Source organism: Massilia pinisoli (genome assembly GCF_024753285.1).
Taxonomy (GTDB): Bacteria; Pseudomonadota; Gammaproteobacteria; order Burkholderiales; family Burkholderiaceae_D; genus Telluria; species Telluria pinisoli.
On record NZ_JANUGW010000027.1, the window covers coordinates 45,181 to 59,744 of the forward strand.

The window sequence follows — 14,564 nt, forward strand, 5'->3', positions numbered from 1 at the left end:
AGGTGGACCGCCTTCACATCAATGCTTGCTGTATTGGAGCTCGAGCGGAACGGGCCGCGGCTGTTCCTCGCCGGGCGGCACGTACAGCACCGTGAGCTGAGAGCCGCCGCCTTGCTGGAAATACTCCAGTCGGACGGGATAAAAGCCTTTTTCCAGCGGAACCAGATACGTTTTCGGCTTTCCGTTGCCGTGGAGGCCGTCGTAATCGATCAGCAGATGGTCTCCCAAGTATAATTTGGCGCCATCATCCGAGTCCAGGAGGAGAATATAATGACCCGCCTGTTGAATCTCGAGATAGCCTTCCATCAGCAGCCCGAAATCGGTTGAACGCTGAAGCGTGCTTAAGTTAAATTCCTTGTCTGCGATTCCGGAATGGACGGGCTTCAGTTTGCGGAAATCTGGTAACGCATCCCAGTGTCCCTCGTAATACGTGTAATTGAGGCCGCCCGGCGTGATGTTTTTCGGCCTTTCAATCGCAGGGAGCGCATTTCCAATCTTGAATTCGCCCACCGTCGACTTGTTGAAGCGGTCGGTGCGATTCAGATCCTTCACGGTCAACTTGACGTTATTCATCAAGCTATTCCCAGGTAACATTTGCGTCGACGACGGGGTCGGCTCGCTGCCGTCGACCGTGTAACGCACCTGCGATTGTCCAAAATAGTAGACTTTATAGGGCGTATCCTTCAGGACGATGCCGCTCATCGGGTGGAATACGACGGGCGATGTGCCATAGCCCTTGTAGAAGAATTTCAGTCCGTCGTAGATACTTTTCAGCCGCAGTGAGCCGTGATGCTCATCCGGATAGCCGACGATTTTCCAGTTCAGATCCTTGGGCACCTTGCTTTTCAACACAGCGTCCATGTCCGTAATCCCCATCTGCTTGAGCCCCGCGTCGTCCCGACCGCCGATGAACAAGGCCTTGCCCTTGACCAGCGACGCGTTCAACTTGTCAGCAGCGAGTTTGTCGATGTAATTACTGTCCCACCAAAGGCTCGGGTCGACGGCCAGGTAATAATTGAAGAGCTGTGGCTCGGCGAGCATTGCGTAGACGGAAAACAGGCCGGTCAGCGAGTGTCCGTACAATATATTATTGCCGCTGACAGGGTATTTTTTGTTGATGTAGGGGACCAGCTCGTTCTTCAAAAAAGCCATGAACTTGTCCGCCCCGCCCGAGCTGGGGAGCTGATCGACATGGGTCGGCGTCATGTCGCGGTCACGATTGGTGTTGAATACGGCCACCATGATGACGGGCGGCATGAAAGTCTCGTTCTGCGCAAACTGCTGGATATCCGCGATGGTGTTCAAGTTGCCGTCGCCATCCAGGATATACAGCACGTCGTATTTTTGTGCTGGGTTAAAGTATTCCGGCAGCAGCACCTGGAACGCTCTATCTTCTTTCAGGACGGCCGAATGCAGCGAGTCGCGCTTGCCGGGAAGTTCCCGTGCCGTCGCACCGGAACATATGATCACGGACGAAATGATGAATAATGCACAGCGAGTCAATGATTGTTTCATGAAAGAGATTGTCGATTTCAGGTTTATCTTTGCCAATATCCAAGCGGGCAAATCAGCATAGCAGTTTGTTCAGCCGAAAAAATCACGGACTGTCACATGGGTCTTTTCCCGAACATGAAGTAGGCGAACGGCACGAAATAGAGAAACAACCAGTGCCCCGAGAAACCCCGTAATTCATTCGCCCGCAACGCCTCGTATTCGGCAAAGCTGAGTTCTCGAATGAGCCGTCCATGGTTTTTCAGCACGTACTGGCCCGCTTCGATGGCCGGATTACCACCCTGCGTCGCCGCAATGAACAGCGCGAAGTTGACCATCGCGTAGATGAAAACGGCCACGCCGACGGCAAAGACCGGGCCAGGTACCAATGCCCGCATGTCCGCAAGCGAAGGGCGCTTGCCGAGTATCTTCCGGCTGGAAAAAACAAACGGGACGAACACGCCAAATATCCCGACATGCAGGAGCCAGACGAACGGGACATGTTCCGCCACGTTGACGCCCGCCAGGGCAAATACGTGCGCAACGGCGGCCAGCACAAACCCTGTCAACGCCGCAAAGCCAAGGAAGCGGTTCATGAGATCACTCGAAATAATGGGGCACGAAATGGCTCATATTGGTGGTCACGAGCAGCGCATCTTCGCGCAGGCAGATGCCGGCGGGCTGATCGCCGACGATCCACGATCCGATCACGGGGTAATAGCCATCGAAATCGGGAAGCCTGTGCAGTTGCTGGTAGATGCACCGCTCGCGGCCATAGGGACCGTCGTCTTCCGCGATGACCTTGCCCTCTTCCACGAGAACGATGTTGGCGCCCTCGCGTGAAAAGAACGGCTTCTTGGCATACGACGCCAGACGTCCGGGTTCGAAAAACGCGGGCAGCAGGTTCGGATGGCCCGGATAAAGCTCCCACAGAACCGGCAGGATCGCTTTGCAGGACAGCACCGATTTCCATACCGGCTCGATGAACCGCGTACGGCATCCGACCATCTTTGGGCCGAATTCCTCGCGCATCATCCATTCCCACGGATAGAGCTTGAAAAGGGTGTGGATGGGTTTATCGTCCTCGTCCACGAACATGCCCAGGCCCGCGTGCCAGCCGAGCTTTTCGACGTCGATATGCCGGACGTCGAAACCCGCTTGCCTGGCCGTGTCCATCAGATAGTGCACGCAGACCCAGTCTTCCTCGTTGCCGGCCAGCGACGCAAAATAGATGCGGCCATCCTCGCTGCGTGCCTGCTTCCAGCGTGCGACGAGCCGCTCGTGCAGCGAATTGAATTGATCGTGCGCCGGGAATTTCTCCGTCATCCAATACCATTGCGCGACGGCCGACTCGAGCAGCGACGTGGGCGTGTCGGCGTTATATTCGAGCAGCTTGGGCTCGCTCTTGCCGTCATAGGCGAGGTCGAAGCGCCCATACAGGCTGAATTCACGCTCGGCGAACGATGTCTCGATCGCTTGCCAATACGCGCCCGGAATCCCCAGTTCGCCGAGGCGGCGATTGCGGATGATATGCGCGACGGCCTCGATGCACATCGCGTGCAGTTCCGCGGTACGCGCTTCGAGCAGGTCGATCTCCGCAGCCGAAAAGCGATAGCAGACGTCTTCACACCAGTAATCGTCCCAGCCGTGGAACGACAATCCGATCGCCTCGAGCTTCGCAGCGTGATCGGAGCGGGGTTGGACAAGTAATCGTTGCATATCAACCGCCTCCCGATCCGCCGCCATGACCGCCGCCGCCATGACCGCCTTCGCCACCACCGCCATGACCGCCTTCACCGCCGTGCGCGGTCGAGCCGAAACCGCCGCGCGCCACGGACACCGAATCGACTGACGTCGCGTGGGACGGTGCGCCGTGGCTCGCGTCGCCGGTCGTCAACGCGCGCGCCGTCCCGTTTTCGATGACCATTGGACGGCCCGCATCGCGATCCCAGTAATAGCGCGGACCGACAAATACGGTCCCGGCATGGCCGGTCGACGTCGAATTGCACCAATTGCCGTCGCCCCAATCCTTGCGGCAGTCATTGGCATTGGCATAGGCGTTTTGCAGCGCGGTCTCGGGGATATTGCTGGACCTGCTGCAACCCGCGAGCGACGCGAGCGCCCCGAGCAAGATCAGGGGTACGTGTTGTGATCGTTTCATTCCGGCCTCAAAAAATCGACTGTCTGCAAGCGGTCCGCGCCGCTTGGCTTCCAGTTCGTGTGCGTTCCGAATACCTCGCCGAGAAATGGCAGCGCCGCCCGCATGACGCATTCGGAATCCATGTCCTCCGCTTCCACCACGCCTTCACGTGGATTGCGCGTCATCCACTGCAGCGCCCCGACGATGCCGCCGACGACCTGCAGCGTCGTCGCGCTGTTAAACGGTGCGATTCGACGCGCCTGCGCGAGCGACAACACCGACCCGAACCAGTCGGCGCCCCGTTCGTGAATGAGCAGGACGCCAAGTTCATCGGCGCCGCTGGCGAGTTCGTCGCGCAGGATCGTCTTCACGGCCGGCGACGCGAAATCGTGATGGGCCCAGCGGCACAGGCTCTCGCAGGTCTTGAGCGTCGGGCGGTAGGCGTAATACACGGTCGGGCGATAGATGGCCGTGCCGTCGACTGCGGATTCGGTCAACAGATCGCCGATCGACAGCGCCTCGTGATGCGTAATCAGATACGCGTCCTGTTCGCCGACCGATGGTGTCCACGACACGACTTTCGTCCTTGCGCCCGAGGTGTCGAGTATCAGGCCCGCAGCGGTGGTCTCGTCGTGGCGGCGGGCGCCGGCAGGCAGATGCGCCTCATGGGTTCCCCACGATAATTCGGCCCGCTGCCTCGCTTCCGCCAACAGGCCATCGACCGACCACGTATTGGCGAATTCACCCGACTGCAATGGCACGTCGTCGGCCTGGGTGTCGCGCTCCGTGATATGGACCGCCTTGATGCCGAGTGCGCGCGCCAGCGCCGCGCTGGGCATCCCCGCGTTGAGCGCATGCGCGGTGGCCAGCCGGGCCAGCGCGATCTTGACGAAATGCGACACAAGACCCGGATTCGCACCATGCGCGATGACGCACGTCGAGCGCCCCTTCCCTTTTCGCTGCAACGCCCGTTTGCGCAGCCAGTAATTGGTCGTTTCGATCAACGGCTTGTCGTCGGCCTCGTATCCGCCCGCCCAGGGTTCCACGCAGGTGTCGAGATACATGACGTCGCGCGCCTGGCACCAATCGATCAGTGCGAGCGACGACACGTCGACCGAAAGATTCAGCATGATGTCGCCCGCACCCAGGCGACGATCGAGAACGGCATTGAGGTTCGCGGGCGTGAGCGCGCGGATCGTCAGGTCGATGCCATATTCGCGCGCCACCGCGGCGCCGCGCTCGTCCGCACTGATCGCGCTGACGTTGCGCCGTTTCAGGTCGGGAAACCGGTCGAACAACACCGGCGTCAATGCTTGCGCGATTGCGCCGTAACCGATGAAAAGAATTTTGCGTTCGTTCATTTGAGATGCAGGTCATGCACGATGCGGCGCCGTCCGAATCGGATCGAACATCGCGACATATTTAATTCATTCGACGAACAAACTCTACGCCTGATCGGCGTAAACTTAGTGTAAAAACATGGTCGGCTTATTCCCTCATGCCGCGGGTGACATACCAGGCGAAGCACTTGGCCAGTACCGTGGGAATGCCCGGCATTTCCTTCTCTTCCCAAGCCTGAATCTCCGGCCCTTCGTCGGCAGCGGCACCGCCGGCCCAGGCACCGGCATAGCGGCTAGCCTTGGTCGGATCGGTCGAATAGAACAGATAGGGCGTGTCCGTGGCATGGTTGTCCACGTACACGATGTACCAGCCTCGCGCGCGAAAAAGACTCAGCACGTCTTTGCGCTCCACGGCGATCAATGTGGACAGGCGCTGATCGAATTCGGCCCGCATATGCTTTTCCAGCACCGGCGCGAACGATGTTTTTTGTCGTTCGCTGAGCGACCGGTCGACGCCCCGGCATGGATTGGCGAACGCTGCTTGCGCAGCCACGTACAGCACGGACAGTGCCAGCAGTTTGCCCACAGGTCGTCACACCATGACGATGACAACGATTTGCGCCCTGGCGGCAGCCCGCCGATAGAACGCCACGAGCTCGCCGTAAGACATGAGCAAGGATGCAAGCGCCCGCGGCCCTTCCCGGTCCCAGACGGTGGGATAAATGTCGAGCTTCATCATCGCGTCCGCGTCATAGCGGGCGGCGAGGCTGTCGGGTGAAGTGTTGGCCAGCGCCGCGGCGATCGCCTTGACTTGCGCTGCCGTCAGCATGTGGGCCGGCCCGTAACCCAGGTCGTCGCCGAATTCTTCGCCGCCGAGAATGGCCTGTCCGGCGCCGTCCTTCACGTCCCAGGCCGTCCCCGTCAGCAAGTAATGAATGCCGTGCCAATCCTTATCGAGGGAGATCGTTTGGTCGCCCTTGGAAAACAGCATCCGGCCGAGCAGGTCCGGATTCTTTTGCACTTGTGCGAACTGAGCGGCATCGACGGCCACGGCGCGCCAGATCATGCTCGCGTGCGCGGAGAAGGTTGCGAAAAGCAGGGCGAATGAAACGAGGATTTTTTTCATGAGTTAAATTAAATAATTAAGGTGGCAAGACGCTGCCGTTGAGCTCAATGAAGTCGTTCCCGACAAAGCGCGCGCACAGCGTGTGCTCGATATCCCATGCCGTTTCATAACCGAGTTCGGTCATCATTTGTCCGTCCACCGGGCTGGCCGCAAGAAAAACGAGCTTTACGTGCTTCCACACCTCCGCCGGCTTTGATATCAGCGGAAACGGATCATCGGCGGTGTCGAATTCACCGCGTCGATAAGCGTCCAGGCCGGGAGCATAATGGTCGAACAACGCCCGTGCGACGATGGGCATCCAGCCGGGCAGCAGTCCGGGGGCGGCGCAGGCGGCCGCCAACGCGGCAGCATCCGGCCCCTGCCGGGTTCCCGACACGGCCACCGGCACCGGGTGCGACGCCAGCCGTAGCGCCCCTCGCCACATGCCGCGCGACCGCGTCAGCGTTCCAAGGTCCGGGTGGTGGCACGGACGTGATTTGAATAGTCCAAACATGTTCGGTACGTTCAATGACTGTCGACCTGGACCCCGCACTCCTCCAGCCGCAACCGCGTCTTGCTGCCGTCGTCGATGGTGACGGTGATATCGACGAAACTGCCCGGCTTCATGCTATCGCAGGGCACGCGCAGCAGGTATTGGCCGGGCTTGACGTCGACGGGCTGGCCGCGGTGCGCGATGGCGTCGGCCAGCGCGCCCGCCTGCACGCGCTCGAAGAAACGCGGCTGCGCGCCCTGCGGCGTCTTGTTGTCGACGGTGACCTCGGCCGCCGCGGCCGTGGCCATCACGCTCAACAGGGCGGTTGCGGCGATGATCTTCTCGTTTGCTGACATGGCGCCTCCTTCGGTGGGAATATATTGCCAATGGGTCATTTTATATAATCGAGCCAACCCTTTGTGCCATTCTTGCATCACTTTTCGGTACAACGACAGGGAAATGTTATGGAACAGTCATCCCGGGCACGGCGATACAAAAAATTTCTCCGCCCATTTAATGGGCAGTTCATTTATTTTCGGCAAAAGATCTGGGCAGATGCATTAACGCTCCGCCATCTGCCGTCATCCCGCACGACAGCGCCGCTCACCTTGGGGCGCGAAATGGCGGATAATTGCCGGCATGTCTACTCCTGCGAAGCCTCTTCCCTGTCCGTGCGGCGGCCCGTCGATCATGCGCTGCTGCGGCCCCTTCATCGCCGGCGCGGAGCTGCCGCCGACGGCCGAAGCACTGATGCGATCCCGCTACACGGCCTTCGTGATGCGGGACGAGGCTTACCTGCGCGCCACCTGGCACGCGAGTACCCGGCCGACGGATCCCATCGTCGACCCGAACCAAAAGGTTCAGTGGCTCGGACTTGAGATAAAATCTGCTTTACGTTTACGTCAACGTAAAGCAGACCTGCCGGACAACCCCAACGAGGATTTCGTCGAATTCGTCGCCCGCTTCAAGGTCCATGGCCGCGCGCACCGCTTGCATGAAGTCAGCCGGTTCGTGCGCGAGCCGGACCCGGCCGTGGGCGGCAAGATGCGATGGTTCTATGTGGACGGCAGTTTCCCTGAATAAAACCGCGCCACAAGCCGCGACCAGCAGGAGACAGGACCCGATGCCCCAGATCGACACGAAACTCAACCCGCGCAGCGAAGATTTCAAAGCCAACGCCGCCGCCATGCAAACCCTCGTCGACGACTTGCGCGCCAAGGTGGCGCAGGTCGCGAAGGGTGGCGGCGAAGCCGCGTGTGCCAAGCACGTCGCGCGCGGCAAGCTGCTGCCGCGCGACCGCGTGCAGATGCTGCTCGATCCGGGTACCCCGTTCCTCGAATTCTCCCAACTGGCCGCCTATGCGATGTACAAGGGTGACGATGGAGTCGGCGCGGCGCCCGCCGCCGGCATCATCACGGGCATCGGCCGCGTCGCGGGCCAGGAATGCGTGATCGTCTGTAACGACGCCACCGTCAAGGGCGGCACGTACTACCCGATGACGGTCAAGAAGCACTTGCGCGCGCAGGAGATCGCCGAGCAGAACAACCTGCCCTGCATCTACCTCGTCGATTCCGGCGGCGCCAACCTGCCGAACCAGGACGACGTGTTCCCCGACCGCGACCACTTCGGCCGCATCTTCTATAACCAGGCGAATCTGTCGGCCAAGGGCATTCCGCAGATCGCCGTCGTGATGGGCTCCTGCACCGCGGGCGGCGCGTACGTGCCGGCGATGAGCGACGAATCCATCATCGTCAAGGAACAAGGCACGATCTTCCTGGGCGGCCCGCCGCTCGTGAAGGCGGCGACGGGCGAAGTCGTCACGGCCGAGGACCTGGGCGGTGGCGATGTCCACACGCGCCTGTCCGGCGTCGCCGACCACCTCGCGCAGGACGACATGCACGCGCTGGCGCTCGCGCGCACGATCGTGTCGAACCTGAACCGCGTGAAGCCCCAACAGGGCGCGCTGCGCGAGAGCGTCGAACCGAAGTACGCCCCGGAAGAACTGTACGGCGTGATCCCCGTCGACACGAGGAAACCGTTCGACGTGCGCGAAGTCATCGCCCGCATCGTCGACGGCAGCGCTTTCGACGAATTCAAGGCGCGCTACGGCACGACGCTCGTCTGCGGCTTCGCCCACATCTTCGGCATGAAGGTCGGGATCATCGCCAACAACGGCATCCTGTTCTCGGAATCGGCACTGAAGGGCACGCACTTCATCGAGCTGTGCTGCCAGCGCAAGATCCCGCTCGTCTTCCTGCAGAACATCACGGGCTTCATGGTCGGCCGCAAGTACGAGAACGAAGGGATCGCGCGCAACGGCGCCAAGATGGTCACCGCGGTCGCGACGGCGTCCGTGCCGAAGTTCACCGTCATCATCGGCGGCTCGTTCGGCGCCGGCAACTACGGCATGTGCGGCCGTGCGTTCTCGCCGCGCTTCCTGTGGATGTGGCCCAATGCGCGCATCTCCGTGATGGGCGGCGACCAGGCGGCGTCCGTGCTCGCCACCGTCAAGCGCGACGGCATCGAGGCACGGGGCGGCCAGTGGACGGCGGACGAAGAAGCGGCGTTCAAGCAGCCGATCAAGGACCAGTACGAACACCAGGGCCACCCGTATTACGCCACCGCGCGCCTGTGGGACGACGGCGTGATCGACCCGGCCGATACGCGCATGGTGCTGGGCCTGGGCCTCTCGGCCGCGCTGAACGCGCCGATCGAGGACACGAAGTTCGGCGTGTTCCGCATGTGAGGCGATGAATATGGACTACCAGACCCTCACCGTCACGATCCTCGACCGCATCGCGCACGTCACGCTGAACCGCCCGGAACTGCGCAACGCGTTCAACGAGCAAAGCATCGCGGAACTGGCCCTCGCGTTCGACGAGCTGGGACGCAACGAGCTCGTACGCGCCATCGTGCTGGCGGCGAACGGCCCCGCGTTCTGCGCCGGCGCGGACCTGAACTGGATGAAGAAGATGGCCGGCTACTCCGACAGCGAGAACCGCGCCGACGCCATGCGCCTCGCCGACATGCTGCGCACGATTTACGTGTGCCCGAAGCCCGTCGTGGCGAAGGTACAGGGCGATTGCTACGCCGGCGGCATGGGCCTCGTCGCGGCGTGCGACGTCGTCGTCTCGGTCGACACGACGAACTTCTGCCTGTCCGAGGTAAAACTCGGGCTGATCCCCGCGACGATCTCGCCGTACGTGATCAAGGCGATGGGAGAACAAGCGGCGCGCCGGTACTTCCTCACGGCCGAACGGTTCGATGCGAAGGAAGCCCACCGCATCGGCTTCGTGCACGAGGTCGTGGCGGCCGCGGACCTCGACACGAAGGTCGCGGCCATCGTGCAGGCGCTCCCGAACAACAGCCCGAACGCGGTGTGCGCGGCAAAGAAACTCGTGCGCGAGATCGCGGGCGCGCCCGTGACGGAAGCGCTGCTGGAAGACACGGCGAACCGCATCGCCGCCATCCGCGCATCGCTCGAAGGACGCGAAGGGGTTGCGTCCTTCCTCGAAAAACGCCGGCCTTCATGGCTGGACTAGCTACAAGAAACAGGACGTAGATTGAAACCCACCACCACTTCCGCCGACTGGATCGCGCGCAGCCTGCGCAGCGTCTGGCATCCATGCACGCAAATGCAGCACCACGAAGAGGTGCCGCTGATCGCCGTCAGCCACGCCAACGGGCCGTGGCTGTACGACCATGAAGGCCGGCGCTACCTGGACGGCATCAGTTCGTGGTGGGTGAACCTGTTCGGCCACGCGAACCCGCGCATCAACGCGGCACTGAAGGACCAGCTGGACAAGCTGGAACACGCGATGCTCGCGGGCTTCACGCACGAACCCGTGATCGGGCTGTCGGAACAACTGGCCGCGCTGACGGGCCACCAGCTGGGCCACGCATTCTATGCGTCCGACGGCGCATCGGCCGTCGAGATCGCGCTGAAGATGAGTTTTCATTACTGGCGCAACGCGGGCCATGCGGACAAGCAGGAATTCGTCTGCCTGCAGGGCTCCTACCACGGCGAGACCGTCGGTGCGCTCGGTGTCACCGACGTCGCCCTGTTCAAGGATGCGTACGGTCCGCTGCTGCGCGCCGCGCGGACGGTGACGTCGCCCGATGCGCGCAATGCCGTCGACGGCGAGTCGGCGCAGGACGTCGCGCTGCGTGCGGCGAAGGATGTCGAGGCGCTGTTCGCGGAACGGGCCGACAAGATCGCCGCCATCATCGTCGAGCCGCTCGTGCAGTGCGCGACCGGGATGGCGATGCACGACCCCTTGTACCTGCAGCGCCTGCGCGAGCTGTGCGACAAGTACCACGTGCACCTGATCGCCGACGAGATCGCGGTCGGCTGCGGCCGCACCGGAACCTTCTTCGCGTGCGAGCAGGCGGCGATCTGGCCAGACTTCATGTGCCTGTCGAAGGGCATCAGCGGGGGTTATTTGCCACTGTCGCTCGTGCTCACCACCGACAAGGTGTACGAAGGCTTCTACAGCGAGGACATCACGCGCGGCTTCCTGCATTCGCACTCGTACACGGGCAATGCGCTGGCCTGCCGCGCGGCGCTCGCCACGTTGCAGATCTTCCGCGACGACGACGTGTTGAACAAGAACCGCGAGACGGCCACGCGCCTGATGCTGGAACTGGCGCCGCTGCTGGACCACAAGTGCGTCACTCACTTCCGCCAGCGCGGCATGATCCTCGCGTTCGACGCCGTCGAGCCGGACGCGCAGCGCGCCTCCACGTTCGCACGCCGCTTCTTCACGAGCGCGGTGGAGAACGAGCTGCTGCTCCGGCCGATCGGCCGCACCGTGTATCTGATGCCGCCGTACGTGCTGGACGAGGAAGAGATCGTGGGCCTGGCCGCGCGCACGCGCAAGGTGTTCGAGAAGGTGATCGCGGAATGATGCCGGACCTGATCGACAACGTCCGCGCCCAGCTGGACGCACTGGAAAGCCACAGCCTGACCCGGCGCCGGCGCACGGCGGAAACGCCCTGCGCACCGCGCCAGATCGTGGACGGCCGCGAGCTGCTCGCGTTCTGCAGCAACGACTACCTGGGCCTCGCGGCGCATCCGCGCGTCGTCGAGGCGCTGCGCGAAGGCGCGACGTTGTACGGCGCCGGCAGCGGCGCATCGCACCTCGTGTCGGGCCACAGCCGCGCGCACGCAGAGCTGGAAGAGAGGCTGGCCGCGTTCGAGGCGCCGCACCTTGAGTCAAGCCGCGCGCTGTACTTCTGCACGGGCTATATGGCGAACCTGGCCGCGCTGACGGGGCTCGGCGCGACGGCCGACGCGATGATCTTTTCGGAAGCGCTGAACCATGCGTCGCTGATCGATGGCGCCCGCCTCGCACGCGCGGGCGTGACCGTGTACCCGCACGGGGACGTGGCCGCGCTGGAGGCGCAGCTGGAGGCGAGCGTCGCGCCGGTGAAAATCGTCGTCACGGACAGCGTGTTCAGCATGGACGGCGACCTCGCCCCGCTGCCTGCGCTACTGGCCCTGTGTGAACGGCATGGCGCATGGCTCGTCGTCGACGATGCCCATGGCTTCGGCGTGCTGGGTGACGCGGGCCGCGGCGCGCTAGAACACTTCGGCCTGCGCTCGCCGAACATCGTCTACGTCGGCACCTTGGGCAAGGCGGCCGGCGTGGGCGGCGCGTTCATCGCGGCGCACGAGGCCGTGATCGAGCTGATGATCCAGCGCGCGCGTCCGTACATCTACACGACGGCTGCCGCGCCCGCGCTCGCGCATGCGCTGCTCGCCAGTGTCGACATCATCGAGGGCGAGGAAGGCGCCGCGCGTCGTGCCCATTTGCGTGCGCTGATCGCGCAACTGGACGACGGCCTGCGCCTGGAACGCTGGCAGCGTCCCGCGTCGACGACGGCGATCCAGCCCATCATCATCGGCGCCAACGACGAAGCGCTGGCAGCGGCGGCGCGCCTGCACGAGCAGGGCCTGTGGGTGCCGGCGATCCGTCCGCCGACCGTGGCCGTCGGCACGGCGCGCCTGCGCGTCACGTTGTCCGCAGCGCATACCGAACAAGACGTCGCGCAGCTGACGGCTGCGCTCAACCAGCTGGAAAGGATGCGGGCATGAGCCTCAACGATCCCGAACAACTCGGCGGCGGCGCTTCCGTCGGCACCGCGGAACCGGCAACGACGGTCGGCACGGCGCCGGCACCGCTGGCCGTCCCCGCGCCGCTGGCCGCGGAAGGCGTGCCGCTGCGCTTCGCCTGCTTCGTGACGGGCACGGACACGGAAATCGGCAAGACGCTGATCTCCAGCGCCATCCTGCATAAGCTCGTGCAGCAGGGCGTGCGCGCGTGCGGCATGAAGCCCATCGCGGCCGGTGCGGAGGAACGCAACGGCATGCTGCACAACGACGACGCGGCGATGCTGCGCGCGGCCGGCAACGTGCAGCTGCCGCAGTCGATCACGACGCCGTACCTGCTGCGCGAGCCGTGCGCCCCGCACATCGCGGCCAAGCTCGAAGGCGTGACGATCGAACCCGTGCCCATCATGACGGCATATGCCGAAATTTTGGGCGCGTCCGATGCGACCGTCGTCGAAGGCGTGGGCGGCTTCTGCGTGCCGTTCTCCGAAGACTTCGACAGCGCCGATCTGGCCGTACAATTGGGGCTGCCCGTCGTGCTCGTCGTCGGCCTGCGCCTCGGCTGCATCAACCATGCCTTACTCACGGCCGAGGCGATCGTCGCGCGCGGCCTCGTGCTCGCGGGCTGGGTCGCCAACCAGGTCGACCCGGACATGCGCTTCGCCGACGACAACGTCGCGGAAATCGCCCGCCGCCTGCCCGCCCCGCTGCTCGGCCGCGTGCCGCGCCTCGACGAACCCTCGGCCGCCAGGGCCTCCACTTACCTCGAGCTCGCGAGCCTGCCGGGATGGCCGGCCAAGCGTGCCTAACCAAAACAAGGAATCCGAAATGACCCAAGTCGTTACCCTTCACCCGCCGGTCACGCCGGCCTCCCTGCCGAAGGACGCCACCTGGCCGCTGGCCGACGTGCTCGCGCTGTTCGAGCTGCCGATGCCGGAGCTGATGTTCCGTGCTAGCCAAGCCCACCGCGCCAACTTCCCGGATGGCGACGTCGAACTCGCGACCCTCCTGTCGATCAAGACGGGCGGCTGCGAGGAAGACTGCGGCTACTGTCCGCAGGCCGCGCGCTACGACACGGGTGTCGAGGCCAAGAAGATCCTCGACCTCGACACGGTGCTGGACGCCGCGCGCGAAGCGAAGGCCAAGGGCGCCACGCGCTTCTGCATGGGCGCCGCCTGGCGCAGCCCGAAAGAGCGCGACATGGAGAAGGTCGAAGCGATGGTGCGCGGCGTGAAGGCGCTGGGCATGGAAACATGCGCCACGCTGGGCATGCTGGAAGAAGGCCAGGCCGAGCAGCTGAAGCAGGCGGGCCTCGACTACTACAACCACAACATCGACACGTCGCCCGACTTCTACGGCGACGTGATCTCCACGCGCGAGTACCGCGACCGCTTGGACACGCTGGGTCGCGTGCGCACGGCCGGCCTGAAGATCTGCTGCGGCGGCATCGTCGGCATGGGCGAGACGCGCGAGCAGCGCGCAGGCCTGATCGCGCAGCTGGCAAACATGAACCCGTATCCCGAATCGGTGCCCATCAACCACCTCGTGCAGGTCGAGGGCACCCCGATGCACGGTCTGCCGCCGCTGGACCCGATCGAATTCGTGCGCACGATCGCCGTCGCCCGCATCACGATGCCGAAGGCGCGCGTGCGCCTGTCGGCCGGCCGCCGCGAGCTCGGTGAAGCCGTGCAGGCGATGTGCTTCATGGCCGGCGCCAATTCGATCTTCTACGGCGACAAGCTGCTCACCACGGACAATCCGGAAGCGGACGATGATCGCAAGCTGCTGGAAAAGCTGGGCCTGAAAACGCGCTCGGCGATGCTGGAGTCGGTACAAAAACAAAGCTGCGGTTGTTAGTAGGGTGGACGGGTCTCCCGTCCACG

The 14,564-nt window shown here is 63.4% G+C and carries 16 protein-coding genes; 7 read left to right on the forward strand and 9 right to left on the reverse strand.

The window, feature by feature from the left end; all coding sequences use genetic code 11:
• Positions 1-18: 18 nt before the first annotated feature.
• The 9 genes from NX784_RS25650 to NX784_RS25690 all read right to left on the reverse strand — a co-directional run bounded on the left by NX784_RS25650 (position 19) and on the right by NX784_RS25690 (position 6,925).
• Complete coding sequence (locus tag NX784_RS25650) at positions 19-1,515, reverse strand: alpha/beta hydrolase-fold protein (RefSeq protein ID WP_258819517.1); 1,497 nt, start codon at positions 1,513-1,515, stop codon at positions 19-21.
• 92 nt (positions 1,516-1,607) lie between these two features.
• Positions 1,608-2,087: a hypothetical protein gene (locus tag NX784_RS25655; protein WP_258819518.1), complete on the reverse strand. Its 480-nt coding sequence runs from the start codon at positions 2,085-2,087 to the stop codon at positions 1,608-1,610.
• A gap of 4 nt (positions 2,088-2,091) precedes the next feature.
• A complete protein-coding gene (locus tag NX784_RS25660; RefSeq protein ID WP_258819519.1) occupies positions 2,092-3,276 on the reverse strand; it encodes a glutathionylspermidine synthase family protein in 1,185 nt (394 codons plus the stop codon).
• Positions 3,212-3,652, reverse strand: a complete 441-nt coding sequence (locus NX784_RS25665) for a hypothetical protein (RefSeq protein WP_258819520.1) — start codon at positions 3,650-3,652, stop codon at positions 3,212-3,214. Before NX784_RS25665 ends, NX784_RS25660 begins: the two co-directional genes overlap by 65 nt.
• Positions 3,649-4,992, reverse strand: coding sequence for a saccharopine dehydrogenase NADP-binding domain-containing protein (locus tag NX784_RS25670; RefSeq protein WP_258819521.1), 1,344 nt, complete (start codon positions 4,990-4,992; stop codon positions 3,649-3,651). The genes NX784_RS25665 and NX784_RS25670 overlap by 4 nt, the downstream gene beginning before the upstream one ends.
• A 127-nt stretch (positions 4,993-5,119) precedes the next feature.
• Positions 5,120-5,557, reverse strand: a complete 438-nt coding sequence (locus tag NX784_RS25675; RefSeq protein WP_258819522.1) for a hypothetical protein — start codon at positions 5,555-5,557, stop codon at positions 5,120-5,122.
• Between the two features lie 6 nt (positions 5,558-5,563).
• Entirely contained in the window at positions 5,564-6,097 is a 534-nt protein-coding gene (locus NX784_RS25680) for a YfbM family protein (RefSeq protein ID WP_258819523.1), read from the reverse strand.
• A 16-nt stretch (positions 6,098-6,113) separates the two neighbouring features.
• Complete coding sequence (locus NX784_RS25685; RefSeq protein WP_258819524.1) at positions 6,114-6,605, reverse strand: DUF6985 domain-containing protein; 492 nt, start codon at positions 6,603-6,605, stop codon at positions 6,114-6,116.
• Entirely contained in the window at positions 6,602-6,925 is a 324-nt protein-coding gene (locus NX784_RS25690; RefSeq protein WP_258819525.1) for a hypothetical protein, read from the reverse strand. Before NX784_RS25690 ends, NX784_RS25685 begins: the two co-directional genes overlap by 4 nt.
• 283 nt (positions 6,926-7,208) lie before the next feature.
• Here NX784_RS25690 and NX784_RS25695 point away from each other — a divergent pair, with 283 nt between their 5' ends.
• Genes NX784_RS25695 through bioB form a run of 7 tightly spaced genes read left to right on the forward strand, consistent with a single transcriptional unit; the run spans position 7,209 to position 14,538 of the window.
• Entirely contained in the window at positions 7,209-7,652 is a 444-nt protein-coding gene (locus NX784_RS25695) for a YchJ family protein (RefSeq protein ID WP_258819526.1), read from the forward strand.
• Between the two features lie 40 nt (positions 7,653-7,692).
• Positions 7,693-9,315 carry a carboxyl transferase domain-containing protein gene (locus NX784_RS25700; protein WP_258819527.1) on the forward strand — a complete coding sequence of 541 codons (1,623 nt, stop codon included), beginning with the start codon at positions 7,693-7,695 and terminating at the stop codon, positions 9,313-9,315.
• Positions 9,316-9,325: 10 nt separating this feature from the next.
• Positions 9,326-10,111: an enoyl-CoA hydratase/isomerase family protein gene (locus NX784_RS25705; RefSeq protein WP_370662975.1), complete on the forward strand. Its 786-nt coding sequence runs from the start codon at positions 9,326-9,328 to the stop codon at positions 10,109-10,111.
• Positions 10,112-10,132: 21 nt separating this feature from the next.
• The gene (bioA, locus tag NX784_RS25710) at positions 10,133-11,476 is read left to right on the forward strand and encodes an adenosylmethionine--8-amino-7-oxononanoate transaminase (protein ID WP_258819529.1); all 1,344 of its coding nucleotides are present in this window, start codon (positions 10,133-10,135) and stop codon (positions 11,474-11,476) included.
• Entirely contained in the window at positions 11,476-12,666 is a 1,191-nt protein-coding gene (gene bioF / locus NX784_RS25715) for an 8-amino-7-oxononanoate synthase (protein WP_258819556.1), read from the forward strand. The genes bioA and bioF overlap by 1 nt, the downstream gene beginning before the upstream one ends.
• Positions 12,663-13,490 (forward strand): dethiobiotin synthase, encoded by an 828-nt coding sequence (gene bioD, locus NX784_RS25720; RefSeq protein WP_258819530.1) that lies wholly within the window; start codon positions 12,663-12,665, stop codon positions 13,488-13,490. Before bioF ends, bioD begins: the two co-directional genes overlap by 4 nt.
• 19 nt (positions 13,491-13,509) lie before the next feature.
• Entirely contained in the window at positions 13,510-14,538 is a 1,029-nt protein-coding gene (gene bioB, locus NX784_RS25725; protein ID WP_258819531.1) for a biotin synthase BioB, read from the forward strand.
• Positions 14,539-14,564 lie beyond the last annotated feature (26 nt).

Coding starts and splice junctions, on each gene's coding strand:
- NX784_RS25690 (WP_258819525.1), bottom strand. CDS start 6,925: ATGTCAGCAAACGAGAAGATCATCGCCGCAACCGCCCTGTTGAGCGTG.
- NX784_RS25660 (WP_258819519.1), bottom strand. CDS start 3,276: ATGGCGGTGGTGGCGAAGGCGGTCATGGCGGCGGCGGTCATGGCGGCG.
- NX784_RS25655 (WP_258819518.1), bottom strand. CDS start 2,087: ATGAACCGCTTCCTTGGCTTTGCGGCGTTGACAGGGTTTGTGCTGGCC.
- NX784_RS25680 (WP_258819523.1), bottom strand. CDS start 6,097: ATGAAAAAAATCCTCGTTTCATTCGCCCTGCTTTTCGCAACCTTCTCC.
- bioF (WP_258819556.1), top strand. CDS start 11,476: ATGCCGGACCTGATCGACAACGTCCGCGCCCAGCTGGACGCACTGGAA.
- bioB (WP_258819531.1), top strand. CDS start 13,510: ATGACCCAAGTCGTTACCCTTCACCCGCCGGTCACGCCGGCCTCCCTG.
- bioD (WP_258819530.1), top strand. CDS start 12,663: ATGAGCCTCAACGATCCCGAACAACTCGGCGGCGGCGCTTCCGTCGGC.
- NX784_RS25665 (WP_258819520.1), bottom strand. CDS start 3,652: ATGAAACGATCACAACACGTACCCCTGATCTTGCTCGGGGCGCTCGCG.
- NX784_RS25705 (WP_370662975.1), top strand. CDS start 9,326: ATGGACTACCAGACCCTCACCGTCACGATCCTCGACCGCATCGCGCAC.
- NX784_RS25670 (WP_258819521.1), bottom strand. CDS start 4,992: ATGAACGAACGCAAAATTCTTTTCATCGGTTACGGCGCAATCGCGCAA.
- NX784_RS25700 (WP_258819527.1), top strand. CDS start 7,693: ATGCCCCAGATCGACACGAAACTCAACCCGCGCAGCGAAGATTTCAAA.
- NX784_RS25695 (WP_258819526.1), top strand. CDS start 7,209: ATGTCTACTCCTGCGAAGCCTCTTCCCTGTCCGTGCGGCGGCCCGTCG.
- NX784_RS25650 (WP_258819517.1), bottom strand. CDS start 1,515: ATGAAACAATCATTGACTCGCTGTGCATTATTCATCATTTCGTCCGTG.